Raw genomic sequence first — 16449 nt, 5'->3', positions numbered from 1 at the left:
AGGGTCTTCGATGAGTTTCAAGTGTTCAAATAAGGACATGGATTAGGCTCAGTAGAATAACATGCCCGATCAGATCATGCAGATAGGAATAAGTTCCCTACTGTTAACAAAGTATGATCCCGCCCTGCAGTATGGGCAGCTTTACGATACAGATCTGTCATCTGTTGCTCCCACTGCTCATAACTCATTCCAGAGGTATTGAAAATATCATATTGCTCTGAATCTATTTCTTGCTGAATAATATTGTCATTGAGTAAATTGTAGTTAAAACTGTTTGTTGTTGAGGTCGCATGCTGAGCATTTAATTCCCAATCGATACCATTACCTGAATCTATTGTGCCAACAAAGCCACCAAGAATATCAAAATTGTTAGTTTCAGTTAATGTATCTCGCTCGCCAAGTTGCGCACCTCGCATAGAAATCACTAATTCTTCGCCAACGGGGTTGTACTTATTATCGGCACTCATCACTGGGGTATTCGTTGATACTGGTGTACCCGCATAACGAGTTTCAGTTTCAGCTAAAGACGCAGAAGCTCGGCCTCGGAATTTTATATTTTCTGAAATTTCATAGGAGAAATTAGATAATAGCGAGTTACGGGTTTGATCACCAAATAACTTAGTCACATTACCATGATTATATAAACAACGACCATCACCTGAGTCTATGGTATTTTCCGTTTTTTCACATATATCTGAATTACTATACCAGCTACCATTGCCTGGTCCATATTTACCATTTGGTACTGAGCTATATCCGCTATAGGCGTTATAACTTGAATCATCCATTCGCCAAATATCACGATCCATTACCGCTTTAGTATCATAATATTCATAGGTGAGAGTGATATTGCCTTTATCTGTATTAAAGCCAGTTGCAAGCGATAAACGGTTAGCATCGCCCCCTTCTACGCTTGGTTGCTCTGTACTGTAATCAAGCTGAAAACCTTCAAACTCTTTCTTAGTGATAATGTTTATCACGCCCGCCACCGCATCGGAACCATAGACTGCTGAAGCGCCATCCCGCAGGATTTCAATACGTTCCACGATAGCCATAGGGATAGAAGATGTATCCGCCACTGAGCCAGAGCTCGAACTCGTGCCTGGCATACGGCGTCCATCTAATAACACTAAGGTCGCAGACGATCCTAAACCGCGTAAATTGACATTACTGGTTGAGCTTGCACCAGAGCCATAACCTGAAATACCACGCCAAGAACCAAAGCTGTTTATCGCAGAGTTATTTAATACGTCAGCAACGGTTTTTTCACCTGTCATAGCAATATCTGCAGCATTGATGACAGTCACGGGTGAAACGGTTTCCATATCAACTTGTTTAATACGAGAACCCGTCACTTCAATGCGTTCAACTTTGGTATTTTCTTCTGCTGCATTTATCATTGCAGAAAAACCTAATCCCGAAAAAACCACACTGCTTGTCGCCGCGGTAATTAAACTAGTACGAACGGCTTTGGCCGTCAAACTTAAATAGCGCATTAATCTCTCCTTGAGGCAAATAAAACCCTATGCTTTTATTTTTATATTTAACCAGCGAACTCTATTTCGCTGTAGAGATAATGTTAATACGCCACATTCAAGTCAACTATTAAAACAAACTTATTCCACAATAAAACAAATTGATACACAATCTGATGTATGAAGTATCGTAAACAGCAATCAAAAAGTTGATAGACATCATGCCATTAAGAAGTTAATACCAATTAAAGGCATTAAAAAAATAGCTTGATACATATTAATTCAATCGTAAACGAATGCAGTGACATACATTTAAATGATACAAATAAATCTAAATGTATCACCGATAATTATTGAGCATTATTTTATACTTCATCAAATATAAAAAATGCCACTCAATAGAGTGGCATTTTTATTTAAACACTAAGTAGTTTTTGATTACTTAAAGTTGGCAACCTTCAACACTGTTTGAGTTTTCATAAACAATATCGCCTATCGGACTGTAGTCAGCAGCTTTAATCGCTTGTTTCTCTTTCAAGAAAGAATAGAGTAAATCAGCATCAACAAAACCCGTTTGGATTGGGCTTTCTAGCTTAGGATAACCGTCACCACCTGCAGCGTTAAAGCTAGGTACAGTGAACTTATAAGTTCTTGTTGGGCTGAAGTTCTCACCATTGATGACACTGATATTGGCAGTCTTAGCTACGCAGTCAATGGTCATTTTCACGCCCGTGATTTGTGCATAACCACCTGAACCAATTTGAAGACTACCTACCGCGCCTAAATAAGCCGCAACTTCAGTACCTGTCATTTCGTTCAGAGTCACCATGTTACCGAATGGCTGAACAGTCAGCACGTCACGGTAAGTGATATTGCCAGGTTGAATAGAGGCACGTACACCGCCGGAGTTCATCACGCCAAAATCGGCTTTGACTTTATCACTTTTTTCTGATGTCACTAACATACTGCCTAAATCAGCTATTCCTGAGACATCACGATATACTGCACCGCACTAGCTCCTAGATAAATAAGCTCACAAATAAAATTTTAGTTATCAAGGAATCGCATTATTTATGCTAAAACCACTAAATCAGAGTAATCTTAACATCAAAAAAATTATGACGACTCAGACTTGATAATGCGATAAATTAATTTGGATACTTAAATAAAAACACCAGTTGATAATAAAATCAACTGGTGAGAAAATTTACATAAATGTTATCTAAGCCTTATATTGCAACTTAGGAGCAGCAGGACAACCTTTAACTTCGCCACCAGCTGATGTATAAGTTATATCACCAGCAACAGGATTAAAATCAGCAACCTTGATATCTTTTTTAGTTTCAATAAAGTCTCGTAAAACTAAAGCATCAGCAACCTCAATAGATGTCGCACTGATCACTGGATATTTGTCTCCACCAGCGGCACTAAATGTAGAGATTGAGAATGTATATTCTTCATTCTCACTAAACCCTTTGCCATTGATATCGTTTACAGTGACTTTTTTTGCATCACAATCAACGGCCATCTTAATACCGTCGAATTGAGCATATCCGCCACTATCAACACTGATTGTTGCAACAGTGTTTAAGTATTGCGTAATATCTGAGCCTTTCATCTTAGCTTTAGCAACCATGTTGCCAAATGGCTGGACTGTTAGTACATCACGATATGTAATGTTTCCTGCCGGAATAGATGCTCTTACACCACCAGAATTCATGATACCAAAGTCGCTGTTAACCAGTTTATATTGGCTTTGAGCTCTAGCTAATAAATGGCCAAGATTAGTCTGTTCAAAACGAACAATGTTTCGCTCCCCAACTAACATTCCATCCGTATTACCAATGATAACATCTAATAACGCTTGTCCTTTCTCTTGATAAGGTCTTAGGACTTGTAACACTCCGATATCTTCATCAATTTGTGATGTACCCGGTACTAATGTTGTAGATTTTTTGTCGCCTTTAACTGCAAGTGCAGGAGTACCATATGCATCTAAAACCATTAAATTGACTGGCACTAACTTATAACTCGCTAAATGCAACTCGCCATTAAAATATTCGAAATCGGCCCGACCTACATACTTACCCCATTCATGGGCCTGCATAATGTAAGTACCTTTTTGCTGATCTGGCTTACACTCATCGCCACGGTTAAATGCTGCATAAGATTCATTACCAGGTTCCATGCACACAGGATTTTGTGAATGTCCACCAATGATCGCTTGTAAATCACCTTCATTAAGTGCTCTTGCTAGCGAGACATCTCCTGGCGCATTACTTCCACTTGCTGCATTAGCATAATGTCCCATATGTGTTGTGGCAAAAATTAAATCAGCAGCTTTTGCATCTTTAATTTCTTTTATCACTTTCTTGATTTCAACTTGAGGATCAGTAAATTCAAGGTTAGTCAAATACTCTGGATTACCGATTTTAGCGGTGTCTACAGTAGTGAGACCAATAACGGCTATACGTAATCCATTTATATGAAAAACTTTATAAGGATCAAAATAGCGTTTCCCTGAAACTTTATCGTATATGTTAGCGGCTAACATAGGGAAATCAGCAAGTTTCCTCTGCATTTGAACAATATCTAATGGATTATCAAATTCATGATTTCCCACTGCCATCGCATCATAACCAATCAAGTTCATACCAATAAAATCTGGTACAGCATCTTGCATATCTGACTCAGGGACTCCGGTATTGATATCACCACCAGACAGGAGTAATACTTGACTACCACGTGATTCAACTTCATCACGGATCTGATCAATTAGCGTTTTACGAGCTGCCATACCATATTCACCATACTCACTCTGCCAGAAACGGCCGTGGTTATCATTGGTGTGTAAAACGGTAAATGTTGTGCAAGCGCTTCCCGCTTCAGCACATGTTGTTGGGACTTTATCGTCATCACTATTATTACAACCCGTAAGCGCAGCGACAACAGCAGTTGCAACTAGTCCTTTAATAAGCATATGTCTCATTACATCAACCCCTTGATTTTAATTATTTTATCATAGAAAGATTGCCGTGAACTCCATCAAGTTCAGCGTCACGGATAATAACAAATAATAAAGATAAATTGTGTCATTTTTATTAAAAACTTGACATTAATAGGGGAATTCGCAGGAGCTTTAAGACAGATTTGTTTCATATAAAAAATAAGCTGAATGACTGATTTCTATATATGTAGAGAATTAAATATAAAAGTGAAATAACTTAATTTAAATCCTTCAGTATAAATGACTTAGAAAGTGTTACAGAAAAAATTGATTGTTCCCATAAAAAAACAAGCATGGGCAAATTTAAACTTACCGCATGCTGTTTTTATCGGCAATTAGACTTATCTACATTTCAAATCGCTGTAATAACCACTTAGAAATCTCTTTTAACTGCGCAGGGATCACCGAATGTGGCATAGGATAAGTCTGCCACACCACATTATATCCTCCCGCCATTAACGCTTCTTTCGCTAATATGCCGGCGGATAATGGCACTACATCATCCTGTATACCGTGTTGCTGTAATATCGGTGTATTGCGATTCGCTACGCTTAATTCAGTGGGTAACACATCGCCCGTCGGTAAATAACAAGATAGCGCCATAATCCCAGCAAGTTGCAGCGGGAAACGCAGTCCAGAGAATAAACTCATCACCCCGCCCTGGCTGAATCCCGCTAATACGATACGATCGCTCGCAATACCCGCCGCGATTTGCTCATTAATTAATGCGGCAACCCTTTTCTCCGACTCAAGCACGCCTTGCATATCGGCTCTGTCGTGCAAATCCATGCTTTTAATATCGTACCAAGCGCGCATGACGTAGCCGCCATTGATGGTCACAGCTTGCTCTGGCGCATGGGGGAAAATAAACCGGATAGCATGATCGGCAGGCAAACCTAATGCAGGCACAACGGGGGCAAATCCGGCACCCGAATCCCCTAATCCATGTAACCAAATGACCACGGCTGTAGCAGGCGTCTTAGGCTCAACGACAATACGCTCAAGAGAAACTGACATACTAAAAAATCCCTAATTCGATATTAAACACTCATCAACTAAAAAGTGATGATAAATCTATAAGTTAGACACGCTACGCAGGCGTACTTTATTCCGCATCCATTCCCAGCACAGCTTGAATCGCACGTAACTGGGTATTTGAGTCCAATACTAAGCTCCAACGCACACCGCCACCATCGGCGATTAACATAGGTGGCTGACGTCGCAAACCTATATCCTCCGCACTCGCTTGCAGTACAATACTGGCAATATTGAGCCGCACTTGCACCTCGAACTCAGTGACGATGAGCTTACCCTGCGAAAAATCTAACACCATTTTGATAACCGCCCTATGTGAAAACGCCGTCATCATAGCAAACTTGTGGTCTTTTACCGATGGCATTTCCTTGCCGGCATACGAGCCATTAAAGTTTGATTACATTTGAGCTAACAGTGAGATCACAAATTCAGGGGATTATCAGGTAAACTTTTGCCCTAAATAGAATGGGTCGATAGAACACCAGGCAAATTGGTGCACTTATCGCCCAAAACTCGAACGAAAATACTTCATCATTAGGCTGTTAAATAATGCTTTCACTTCGACGTACCGTCCTGAGCAGCGCCCTTTTGTTTGCGCTGCAACTCCTTGCTAGCACCTATGCCAATAGCGTTCCAAATACGTTAGCCGCTGAACCTAGTGTCACTGTTGTACAAGCACAGACGCAGCAGAACCAAGATGCACTGACCTATGCCAATTACACTGACGTCAGCGTGAGTCATGTTGAACTAGCCCTTGCCATCGATTTTAAACAAAGCCGCTTATCCGGCGAAGCAACCCTCGATTTGGCTTGGCATAAGGCGGGGAAAGAACTCATCTTAGATACTCGAGATCTAACGATTAACAGCGTGAGTGCTTTGAATTCAACTGGGAAATGGCAAAGCGTGCCCTTCACCTTAGCCAAAGCGGACGCTGTAAAAGGTGCGGCGCTAACCATCAAACTTGCCGATGAAGATACCCAAAAAGTTAAAATCAATTATCACACGTCGAATAATCCATCCGGTATTCAATGGTTAACTCCAGAGCAAACCCAAGGTAAACAGTTACCTTTTATGTTCAGTCAGAGTCAGGCGATTCATGCTCGCAGCTGGATCCCACTGCAAGATACCCCAGCGGTGCGCCAAACCTATAGCGCGACGATAACTGCCGATAAAGCCATTACTGTGGTCATGAGTGCCGATCGCAAAACCCTGTCGAGCACGCAGACCCAGTTCACTATGCCGCAGGCTATTCCAGCTTATTTGATTGCCATTGCGGCCGGACATTTACAGTTTGCGCCCTTAGATAACATCTCCGGCATTTGGGCTGAGCCAGAAATCCTCGACAAGGCGAGCAAGGAATTTGCCGACACACCGGAGATGATCAAAATCGCGGCAAAACGTTACGGTGATTATCGCTGGGGACGATATGACTTGCTTATCTTGCCGCCAAGCTTTCCCTTCGGCGGGATGGAAAATCCACGCCTTTCCTTTATTACGCCAACGGTGATCGCGGGTGATAAAAGTTTAGTGAGTCTGATTGCCCACGAACTTGCCCATTCTTGGTCGGGTAACTTAGTGACCAACGCTACTTGGCGCGATCTCTGGCTTAATGAAGGTTTTACCACCTATGTGGAGAACCGCATTATGGAAGATCTCTACGGCCGTGACCGAGCGCTAATGGAGCAAACTATAGGTTACTCAGAATTACTTGCCGAGCTTGCAGAACTCACGCCTAGCGATTCAGTGTTGCATGTGGATCTTGGCAAACGCTCACCCGACGAAGCCTTCAGCGGTGTCCCTTATGTAAAAGGTCAGTTGTTTTTACTCTTTTTAGAGCAAAAATTTGGCCGCGAGCGCTTCGATGCCTTTGTAAAAAACTACTTCAATCATTTTGCATTTCAAAGCATTACCACGGCGCAGTTCCGTGTGTATTTATCTTTGAATCTATTAAACAAATACCCCAATGTGGTCAGTGAGGCTGAAGTGGACACTTGGATTGAAGGGCAAGGTTTGCCATCATTTTTGGTGCAGCCCAACTCCCACGCCTTCGATGATGTCGATGCCCAAAGGCAAACTTGGCTCGACGGTAAACTTAACGCAAGCGAGTTGAAAACCAACACTTGGACAGTGCACCAGTGGTTAAGGTTTATCAACGAAATGCCAAGAGTCAATCTAGACCAAACCAAGCTTGCCGAGCTGGATAAGGCGTTCCATTTTACGGGCACAGGCAACAGTGAAATTGCTTTTGCATGGTATTCGCTCGCCCTAGACAACGGCTATTACGCGGTACTACCCGCATTAAAACAACACTTAACCCATATTGGCCGCATGCGCTTAATCGTGCCGTTATACCAAAAGCTTGCAAGCACAGATCAGTACGATTGGGCCAAGAGCGTCTATCTTAAGGCTCGCAGCGGTTACCATCCACAAACCCGAGCAAGCCTAGATATGATGTTTGCCGACAAACCACTCGAGCATGAACATAGCCATTAGCCAGATTAAGAGCCATTAGCGAGATAAAGAGCCATTGGTAGTTGCGCTAACTATTAAGCCATTAGCACCATAAAAACAAAAAGCCCAAACCTAGGTTTGGGCTTTTGCTATTCAGTCTTAAAACTCGATTCATTCAACTCATACTGAACTGATACTCAACTCACATTAAGTCAGATAGAAGCCAAGTTCGAAGCCGAGCCCGAAACCTAAAGATTAGTGGTGATGACCACCGGCGCCATGGGCATGACCATGGGCGATTTCTTCATCACTCGCGTCACGGGCACCCACGACTTCGATATCAAATGTCAGTTCACGGCCGGCTAATGGATGGTTTACATCCACAGTCGCCATAAACTTACCCACTTTAACGATAGTCACTTGGCGTTGACCTTGGTCAGTATTGACCACAGCAGTCATACCCGGTTTCCACGCAGTCGCGCCCAATAAGTGCTTAACCGACACACGTTGGTGCGCATCCGCATCCGCTACACGCTCACCGTATGTTTCAGCAGCAGGTAAAGTCACAGTGAATTTTTCACCTATGGCTTTACCATTAATCGCGTTTTCAACGCCTGGCATCATGTTGTCATGACCGTGTAAATAGGCAATCGGATCGCGACCTTCGTTCGTCTCAATCACTTCGCCTTTCTCGTCACGCAGTGTGTAGTTAAACTGCACAACCATATCGTCTTTAATGCTCATCGAATATCCTTTGATTTTCTTCGATTTCAATTGTGGGCCGAGCTTAACAAAACTGCGCTTTTCACTCCACTTTTTTATCCGGCCTAAAAGCGCTCAAAACCCGCAACGAACACTCTTTGGCTATAGTGGCTACAGTGATAGTCCTAAAGCGCTAAACACCTCTGGGCTTGGGAAGCCATCGGCAATCATCTGTTTGCTCCGTTGAAAGGCTTGCAATCCTGCCACAGAGTTACGCCCTAACACGCCATCTGGCTTGCCAACATCAAATCCGGCCTCATTCAGTTTGGCTTGCAATAGCTTAACTTGCTCGCGACTTAAGCGTGGCTGTACTGGCGGGCTCACTGTCAAAGGTAACCCCCCATTAATGCGATCGGCGAGATGCCCTACCGTAATGGCATAATACTCAGAACGATTCCAACGCATAATCACGTTAAAGTTTTCATAACCTAAAAAGGCAGGCCCCGTATGGCCTGCTGGTAAATACAACGCGGCTTGAATATCCACGGCGGGCAAAGGTTGACCATTCGCTTGCGTGACATTAAGGGCGGACCAGTCTGATAACGCCAAGGGCTGCTTTGCACCTAAATAGCTGTAACTAAAATCCTTTGGCAATAAGACTTCGCGGCCCCAACGTTCATTTCGCTGCCAGCCTAAGTGCTGTAAAAAGTTCGCGGCGGACGTCAGCGCGTCTGTGGTGCTATTCCATAAATCGGCTTTACCATCACCGTCACCGTCGACGGCATATTTGGCATAGGCCGACGGCATAAATTGCGTGTGTCCCATGGCGCCAGCCCATGATCCCACCATAGTGTCATCATCAAACTGATACTTTTCTTTCAGCTTTAAGGCTTGCATCAATTCTATGGTGAAATAATTGCTACGGCGTGGCTCACAGGCCAAAGTCGCGAGCGAATTCAATACCGACATCTTGCCTTTATAGGAACCGTAATTAGTTTCAAGCCCCCAAAAAGACAAGATATATTGCGGCGGCACGCCATATTCTTTAGCTAGTTGATTGAGTAAAACGCTGTGTTTTTTCAGTAAGCGACGGCCTTCATTGACGCGCCATTCAGTGGCGCGCTTACTGAAATAATTATCAAAAGTCTGGCTGAATTCGGGTTGTTGCTGATCAAGCTCAATCACCCGCGGCACAAATTTCAAATTTGCAATGGTCGAGTTAATCATCTCCTCTGACAGCCCTTCAGAGCGCGCCCGCGCTTGTAGCCCAGCCACACAACTCGGAAATGCCTCAGCATTTACTTGTACGCTAGCATTAATATCAGACATTTGATTGGCTTCAGCAGCTATGCCACTGGTGTTGCTACTGACTGCGTTAGCAGTTGCGCTAGTGTTGGAACTGGCACTCGTCGCTGGCACGCTTGAACAGGCACTCAAGCTGACACAGGCGGCAATACTCGCAAACAGATAAGTTAACCCTTTAATTTTAATCAAATCAACAACTCCAATATTTGATTTCACAACAATGACAAAGTCATCACACTGCTGTGGCTAAACACGACAATCTTCCTTCTTCGAGAAGGCATTGCCCCAGAGAGATATTCGCCTTGGCATAACGAGTTAACGGTTCTATTACAAAAAACCTTTAACGGCCAATGGCATAGAAGACATGTTTCTCCCCCATGGAAAGCCTCTATCTGAATCACACTTGGTCAGCAAAGCACACTGCATCAAGGCTTTTCATTGCCAATAATCCTGACCCATAGCGACACGTAACACAATCCTTATCGCCATAAATACCTTGTGGTACCGGCTTATTGCTCAGTTATCCAACACAAGAAAAATCTTAACAAAGAATCCCTTGGTATCGCAGCATGTTACCGTATAATGGATAAGTTAACAGCACACATCAAAGAGACCTATCATGACTGAAATCAATGCGGCTTTGGCTGGCTTTATCAAAAATGTAAAACAACATCAGACGCTTTGGGGTCTAATGGATGAAACTGGCGAAGGCTGGGTCGTTTGTGACTCTTCAGAATTTGAAGACACAGATGTGATGCCATTGTGGTCAAATGAAGCCACTGCAAAATCCCATTGCAGCGACGAATGGCACGACTACCAACCCGTTGCTATTTCACTAGATGAATTTCTGGAATATTGGGTGTCTGATCTCAACGACGATGGTGTATTGATCGGTGTCGATTGGCAGACTGATGAAGACTGCCTTGAACTTGATCCTATTGTTTTAGCAAAAGATTTGGTTGATGTTGAAGAAGTTTAATCCCTTCAATATGCCATTGATGACATCAAGGACTGAGGTGCTCATTCCTTGATGTCTGCTATCCCGCTTATCGATATTCCCTTCGACCAACGTCATACCTGTTGGTTTTGCGGCGAACCGAGCAATCAACGCTTCGAATATATTGCCCACACACATACGCCACATCCTTCGTTAGCCGTGCCCGCCTGCAGCGAATGCTTACGATTAGCCAAACAACATCCTTTGAGCTCAATATGGGATTGTCGTATGGCCGTCAAAGATGCACTGATGCGCATTTACGCAAAACACCTCGCGATTGGGATTAATTGGACCGAAGAAGAACTGGCCGAGTCTGAATTTTCCTGCAAAGTGTTTGAAGGCTTTAAGAAAAGTGCTTGGATGATGTACCAGATTGCCCGCGACCGTATCAACGCACCCGGCTGGCCACTGATATTAGAAGGCGAAGAAATTGACGACCAAGGTTATAACGCAGGTTTCGAATTTGATGGCGTGACCTTTAACTCAGTTAATGCTGCAATCCAGTACTACTCGACGCAATTCACCTTAGATCCACAGTTTTTTGCCGAACTGGTGCGCCTCGTCGGCCGAGCAAGATTCAACTACGCCCTACGACTCGCCCGCATCCATATTGCCGCCGCCAAAGAAATGAAACGCCAAGTATTACAAGATGTTGAGGCCGAATTAGCATTGTAATCAAGCGTTAAATAAAAAGGTAATTTGGTAGGATTTAAACAAAAGCGATGGAAAGGTGACGATTGAATGGCTGATATTCAAAGGCAGATATTAACAAGCCACATCTAAAAACAGTCCTTAAAAGCGGTTATTAAAAGCGCTGAGCCTACCGATGACCAACACAAGGCCAATCACCGATAGGGAAAATCTCAAGATGCTTAGTGATTGATCACTTGTCTTAATCTTTCTTGTACCACTTCCACGAGTAAATCCGGCTGGAATTTAGAAATAAACTTATCACAACCGACCTTCTCAACCATGGCATGGTTGAAACTGCCGCTCAGTGAAGTATTCAAGGTAATATATAGATCTGACATAGCTTTATCACCGCGAACTTCAGAGGTCAGTTTGTAGCCGTCCATCTCGGGCATTTCGGCATCGGTAATCATCATCAGTAATTCTTTAGATACTTGCTTACCTTCATCACGCCATTTCTGTAATAACGTCAGCGCCTGCAAGCCATCCGAGGCTTCAATGATTTCTATACCTAGTTGGCTTAAGGTTTCACGCACCTGACGCCTTGCGGTCGATGAATCGTCCACGATCAAGATTTTTCTGCCTGGCATTTCATGGACTAAGGTTTCATCGAGCACACCTTCAGAAAGCCTAATATCGTAGTGAATAATCTCAGCTAGCACTTTCTCTACATCGATAATCGACACTAGTTGCGATTTGCCTTGGTGCTCGATGCGGGTAATTGCCGTCAAATAATTATTGCGCCCTGCCGTTTTCGGCGGCGGCATGATATCGCTCCATGTCATGTTGATAATGTGCTCAACCTTACCGACTAAGAAGCCCTGCACGCTGCGGTTATACTCTGTGATGATCATATTGGCATCATCATCCGGCGGTAAAGGTTTAAACCCAATCGCCGAACGTAAATCAATCACAGGGATAGAAATGCCGCGAATATTAGCAACACCATAAATATGAGGATGACTCCCAGGCATAGCATTAAGGGGAGGAAGCTTGACCACTTCTTTAACTTTAAAGACGTTGATGGCAAATAACTGCGTGGAATTAATACTAAAGAGCAACAACTCGAGGCGGTTCTCACCCACGAGTTTGGTACGCTGATCTACGGTTGCAAGTACGTTTGCCATAATGCTGCTTCTCTACTCTTGAGGAAAATCCTTTCCTCACATGCGACGGATTAGCTCAAATTATAGCGGTAAACTCCCATGAAGAACCATGCCGAGAGTCTATTTTATCTAAAAATTACAACCACTCTCGCAAAAGTACGAATATTCAACCCATTCAAAACGCATATTCAATTTTAGGTCAGCGACACTGTCGCCTAACGCTGCGCTTTCTGTGCAAGCACCATGCCCGCAAGATCCAAGGCATTTCTGTCGCAGATTATATCAAACCCCGATTGACGCAGCACAAGTAACAACTCGCGGTGATTAAACCGATTTTGCTGTGGATGCTCGAATAGGCGTCGGCTTAATGGATTACAAATCGCAGCGCGATATAAATCCTCAATAACAAAGTAACCGTTTGGTTTCAGTACCCTTGCAACGTCCTTAATGGCCGCCTGCCAATCTGGAATATGGTGGAATACGGCAAAATCAAACACCATATCAAACTCGCCATCGGCAAAGGGAAGACTAGAAGCATCGGCAACCGAGAAACTCAGCCCTTTTAAGCCCTGCGGCCGAGCTTGCCAACGGGACTGTGCCGCTGCAATCATTTCGGGGTCGATATCCACGGCCGTGATATGTCCTGCGCCAAAATGCCCGCGGATCAACTGAATACCATTACCAAACCCACAGCCGATTTCTAATGCACGCTCGCAGCGGGCCATAGGTTTAGGCATCATAGAAGTCAGTAAAGGCGCTTCGATATGATTTTGTAGCCAAAAACGTATTGGATGCTGAACGAGCTTTTTCTCAAATGGATTTAATTTCATGCCATCCTCTAAATATGGGTAAACTATTGTTGAATAATTTTACTGATCGAACTGCCACTATGGTACGTAATGATAGGAACATAAGTTCACCAGAGGCCACGATGAAATTACCTCTTTTCCCACTACCCATTTGTTTATTGCCCGAAGGTTACACACAACTGCGGGTATTCGAACCTAGATATAAGCGTTTAGTCGCCGAATCGTTAAAGTCAGGCGAAGGATTTGGCTTATGTATGCTCGAAGAGGATGGTAAAACTATTCAGCCCATAGGCACCTTAGTGCATATTATTGATTTTGAAACCCTACCCGATGGCTTTTTAGGGATCAGTATTCAAGGTGCGCAGCGCTTTAAACTCAATGAAATCCGTGTCGAAGACGATGGATTAAAGCGCGGCGATGTTAGCTTTATCGACAATTGGCCTGCGACACGTATTGCGACCGATGAGCGTTACTTGAGCCAAATGTTACAAAATATCCTCAAGGAATATCCGCAACATCTCAAGCACTACCAAGCGGAACAGTTCGAAGATATTGCTTGGGTCTGCCAACGCTGGCTAGAAATATTACCCGTGCAAGCCTCCGAAAAGTACACCTGCATTAATGCCTTAGATCATATTATGACCCGAGACCTATTGCGAGCCGTGATAAAATAGCCCTGTGAATGATCCTTTATTTAAGCCAGTCCGTATTGATTGATAGTTTGACAGTAAAACTGGGCTCAGAAACGAATCAAGCCTCTCAATGTTGTCGTTACTGATGTCAACATCAGGACTAACGACTGTGATAAGAGCGAAAATAATGGAAAATATTCAATCACAAAGCAGGCAAAATCGGTATCATGGCCCTATCACGTCTCTGACTCATTCGGCTATGGATAACGACATTCCCGCTGTTAAAACCTGCGAGCCTCAAGCAGATGCTTTAATCACGTTCATGCTTCAAGTAGCAGATAAGCGTGATAGAGCCGCCTTTGGGCACTTATTCCAGCATTTTATGCCCAAGATCCGCGCTTTTGGTTTGCAAAGACTGAATCAACAAGGCTTAGCCATGGATTTAGTTCAAGAAACTATGACCAGCGTGTGGACTAAGGCCCACCTGTACAATGCTGAAAAAGGCTCAGTGACAACTTGGGTGTTTACCATAATGCGTAATCAGTGTTTCGATATGCTGAGACGAGTACAACATAATAAAGAAGATACCTTTGGCGATGATATTTGGCCATTGTGCGATGCAACCATGGCTCAAGACACACTCACTGATCATAAATTGACGGCGAAACTCCTCCAACATCTTGATGCCCTTCCCCTCGCGCAACGACAAGTCGTGCAAGGTATTTACATGCAAGAACTCACTCAACAAGAGTTAGCCGATGCCCTCAAGGTGCCTATAGGGACCATAAAGTCACGATTAAGACTCGGGCTAGAAAAGTTGAAAAGTTTCTTGGAGACACACAATGATTAAGCATCATCCCCAACAAGAATTACTCGTGAGCCATGCGAATGGGGACTTACCTTTGTCTATGGCCATCGCGGTAGCAGCGCATTGCGCGTTATGTGAGACGTGTCGTGAGCAACTTGCCCTATTAACAGAGCAAGCCGCCAATTTGGCTTTAAATCCAGATGATGCTCATGCTGTAAAGCATACTGATAAAGCGACGATTCACACTGCACATATTGATGCTGAAAACACTCAAGCTACTAATGTACCAGTGATGGATATTGACGCTATGCTGGCGCAAATCATGGCTCAACCTGCGGCAACGGATGTGCCTAGTAACGCTCCTCTGGATGTTCAAGTAAAACAACAGCATTACACAGTGCCGTCGGTATTTCGCCAGCATTTGGCTCGTCCTTGGCAAATATTAGGCAAAGTCAGCCGCATGCGTTTTGATGTCGATGAAATGAACACCCGCGCGAGCTTGTTACACATAGATGCCCAAGGTGAAATCCCGCAACATACCCACAAAGGTTATGAACTAACACTATTACTGGCTGGAGAGTTTTCGGATCTTAATGGTGACTATGTGCCAGGTGATTTTATTGTGCTCAATAGCCAACATCACCACTCACCAAAAACCGTTGACGGTTGTTTATGCTACACAGTGTTAGATGCGCCACTGCATTTTACCAAAGGCCTAAGCAAGCTGCTTAACCCCATAGGTGAACTGATTTATTAAGCCTACTGCCTGCGCTATAGCGTGACTTAATTTACTCAATTTGTTTAGATGAATCAGTTGCTAAATTTTCAGTTACTGAATCTTCAGTTACGAAATAAGCCATTAATCCCATTGAAATAACCTATTTCAGTGGGATTTTTGTTCTATTTTGCGAGAATTTTTAATTCAGTTTGCTAGACGTTACCTCATCCTATTTGCCTAAAAAGCCGCAATATGGACACACTGCATTGCAGCTAAATACAAGATAAGAACATAATTCATACCGAGCTTTATTCTTTAAATCAAATAAATAGCCAGAAACAATTCACGTCAACCCAACATTAATCAACAAATAATCACATTGAATAAAAATTAAACTTGCATAAGATATTTTTATTGATATACTGCACGTCGTTTTGAGATACACCTTGTTGTTTACCTTTTTAAACCAGCCTGATCATTAGCAATCAGAGTTCGGTCCTCATAAAGAAAGCCTACTACAAGCAAAACCCTATAAGCTCAAGCATTCGATACCACTAAAATCATGTGCTTATGTCTGTGAACTTACTGTTCTCCACACTGTCATAGTATTGTAATTAAGCTATGGTCAACTGGCAGAATCAAGTTAGTCCATTGGCATAATCGACAACATGTATTATTTATCGATTAAGCATCTCTTGACTAATGAATCAAAGA

At 43.3% G+C, this 16449-nt stretch carries 13 protein-coding genes and 2 pseudogenes; 6 read left to right on the top strand and 9 right to left on the bottom strand.

Annotated elements, in window-relative coordinates; genetic code table 11:
• Positions 1-128: 128 nt before the first annotated feature.
• From K5Q99_RS19055 to K5Q99_RS19035, 5 genes and pseudogenes are all read right to left on the bottom strand, one after another.
• Positions 129-1496, bottom strand: a pseudogene (locus K5Q99_RS19055) (TonB-dependent receptor plug domain-containing protein); the annotation flags it as partial.
• A gap of 421 nt (positions 1497-1917) precedes the next feature.
• A pseudogene (locus K5Q99_RS19050) lies at positions 1918-2451 on the bottom strand (5'-nucleotidase C-terminal domain-containing protein); the annotation flags it as partial.
• A gap of 246 nt (positions 2452-2697) precedes the next feature.
• A complete protein-coding gene (ushA, locus tag K5Q99_RS19045) occupies positions 2698-4464 on the bottom strand; it encodes a bifunctional UDP-sugar hydrolase/5'-nucleotidase UshA (RefSeq protein WP_220777793.1) in 1767 nt (588 codons plus the stop codon).
• A gap of 363 nt (positions 4465-4827) precedes the next feature.
• On the bottom strand, positions 4828-5499 hold the full coding sequence (locus tag K5Q99_RS19040; protein ID WP_106650824.1) for an alpha/beta hydrolase: 672 nt from the start codon (positions 5497-5499) through the stop codon (positions 4828-4830).
• Between the two features lie 88 nt (positions 5500-5587).
• On the bottom strand, positions 5588-5815 hold the full coding sequence (locus K5Q99_RS19035; protein ID WP_220777794.1) for a DUF3389 family protein: 228 nt from the start codon (positions 5813-5815) through the stop codon (positions 5588-5590).
• Positions 5816-6066: 251 nt separating this feature from the next.
• Here K5Q99_RS19035 and K5Q99_RS19030 point away from each other — a divergent pair, with 251 nt between their 5' ends.
• Entirely contained in the window at positions 6067-8010 is a 1944-nt protein-coding gene (locus tag K5Q99_RS19030) for a M1 family metallopeptidase (RefSeq protein ID WP_220777792.1), read from the top strand.
• A 213-nt stretch (positions 8011-8223) separates the two neighbouring features.
• Here K5Q99_RS19030 and K5Q99_RS19025 read toward each other — a convergent pair whose 3' ends face one another.
• Positions 8224-8712 (bottom strand): FKBP-type peptidyl-prolyl cis-trans isomerase, encoded by a 489-nt coding sequence (locus K5Q99_RS19025; RefSeq protein WP_006082096.1) that lies wholly within the window; start codon positions 8710-8712, stop codon positions 8224-8226.
• A gap of 129 nt (positions 8713-8841) precedes the next feature.
• A complete protein-coding gene (locus tag K5Q99_RS19020) occupies positions 8842-10164 on the bottom strand; it encodes a lytic murein transglycosylase (RefSeq protein ID WP_220777791.1) in 1323 nt (440 codons plus the stop codon).
• A gap of 430 nt (positions 10165-10594) precedes the next feature.
• Between K5Q99_RS19020 and K5Q99_RS19015 the strand changes: the two genes are divergently transcribed.
• Positions 10595-10954: a DUF2750 domain-containing protein gene (locus tag K5Q99_RS19015; protein WP_107404338.1), complete on the top strand. Its 360-nt coding sequence runs from the start codon at positions 10595-10597 to the stop codon at positions 10952-10954.
• A gap of 51 nt (positions 10955-11005) precedes the next feature.
• Complete coding sequence (locus K5Q99_RS19010) at positions 11006-11647, top strand: hypothetical protein (protein ID WP_220777790.1); 642 nt, start codon at positions 11006-11008, stop codon at positions 11645-11647.
• 197 nt (positions 11648-11844) lie between these two features.
• Here the strand turns inward: K5Q99_RS19010 and K5Q99_RS19005 are convergent, their stop codons facing one another.
• Positions 11845-12789 (bottom strand): chemotaxis protein CheV, encoded by a 945-nt coding sequence (locus K5Q99_RS19005; protein ID WP_106650828.1) that lies wholly within the window; start codon positions 12787-12789, stop codon positions 11845-11847.
• 194 nt (positions 12790-12983) lie between these two features.
• Complete coding sequence (locus tag K5Q99_RS19000; RefSeq protein WP_220777789.1) at positions 12984-13598, bottom strand: class I SAM-dependent methyltransferase; 615 nt, start codon at positions 13596-13598, stop codon at positions 12984-12986.
• A gap of 101 nt (positions 13599-13699) precedes the next feature.
• On the opposite strand from K5Q99_RS19000, the gene K5Q99_RS18995 reads away from it, so the two are divergent.
• From K5Q99_RS18995 to K5Q99_RS18985, 3 genes are all read left to right on the top strand, one after another.
• Positions 13700-14251 (top strand): LON peptidase substrate-binding domain-containing protein, encoded by a 552-nt coding sequence (locus K5Q99_RS18995; RefSeq protein ID WP_220777788.1) that lies wholly within the window; start codon positions 13700-13702, stop codon positions 14249-14251.
• Between the two features lie 145 nt (positions 14252-14396).
• Positions 14397-15059 (top strand): sigma-70 family RNA polymerase sigma factor, encoded by a 663-nt coding sequence (locus K5Q99_RS18990; protein ID WP_220777787.1) that lies wholly within the window; start codon positions 14397-14399, stop codon positions 15057-15059.
• Positions 15052-15774 carry a ChrR family anti-sigma-E factor gene (locus tag K5Q99_RS18985; protein WP_220777786.1) on the top strand — a complete coding sequence of 241 codons (723 nt, stop codon included), beginning with the start codon at positions 15052-15054 and terminating at the stop codon, positions 15772-15774. Before K5Q99_RS18990 ends, K5Q99_RS18985 begins: the two co-directional genes overlap by 8 nt.
• Positions 15775-16449: the final 675 nt, after the last annotated feature.

The organism is Shewanella hafniensis (assembly GCF_019655335.1).
GTDB classification, from domain to species: domain Bacteria; phylum Pseudomonadota; class Gammaproteobacteria; order Enterobacterales; family Shewanellaceae; genus Shewanella; species Shewanella hafniensis.
This window is presented reverse-complemented; position numbering and strand designations above follow the sequence as displayed.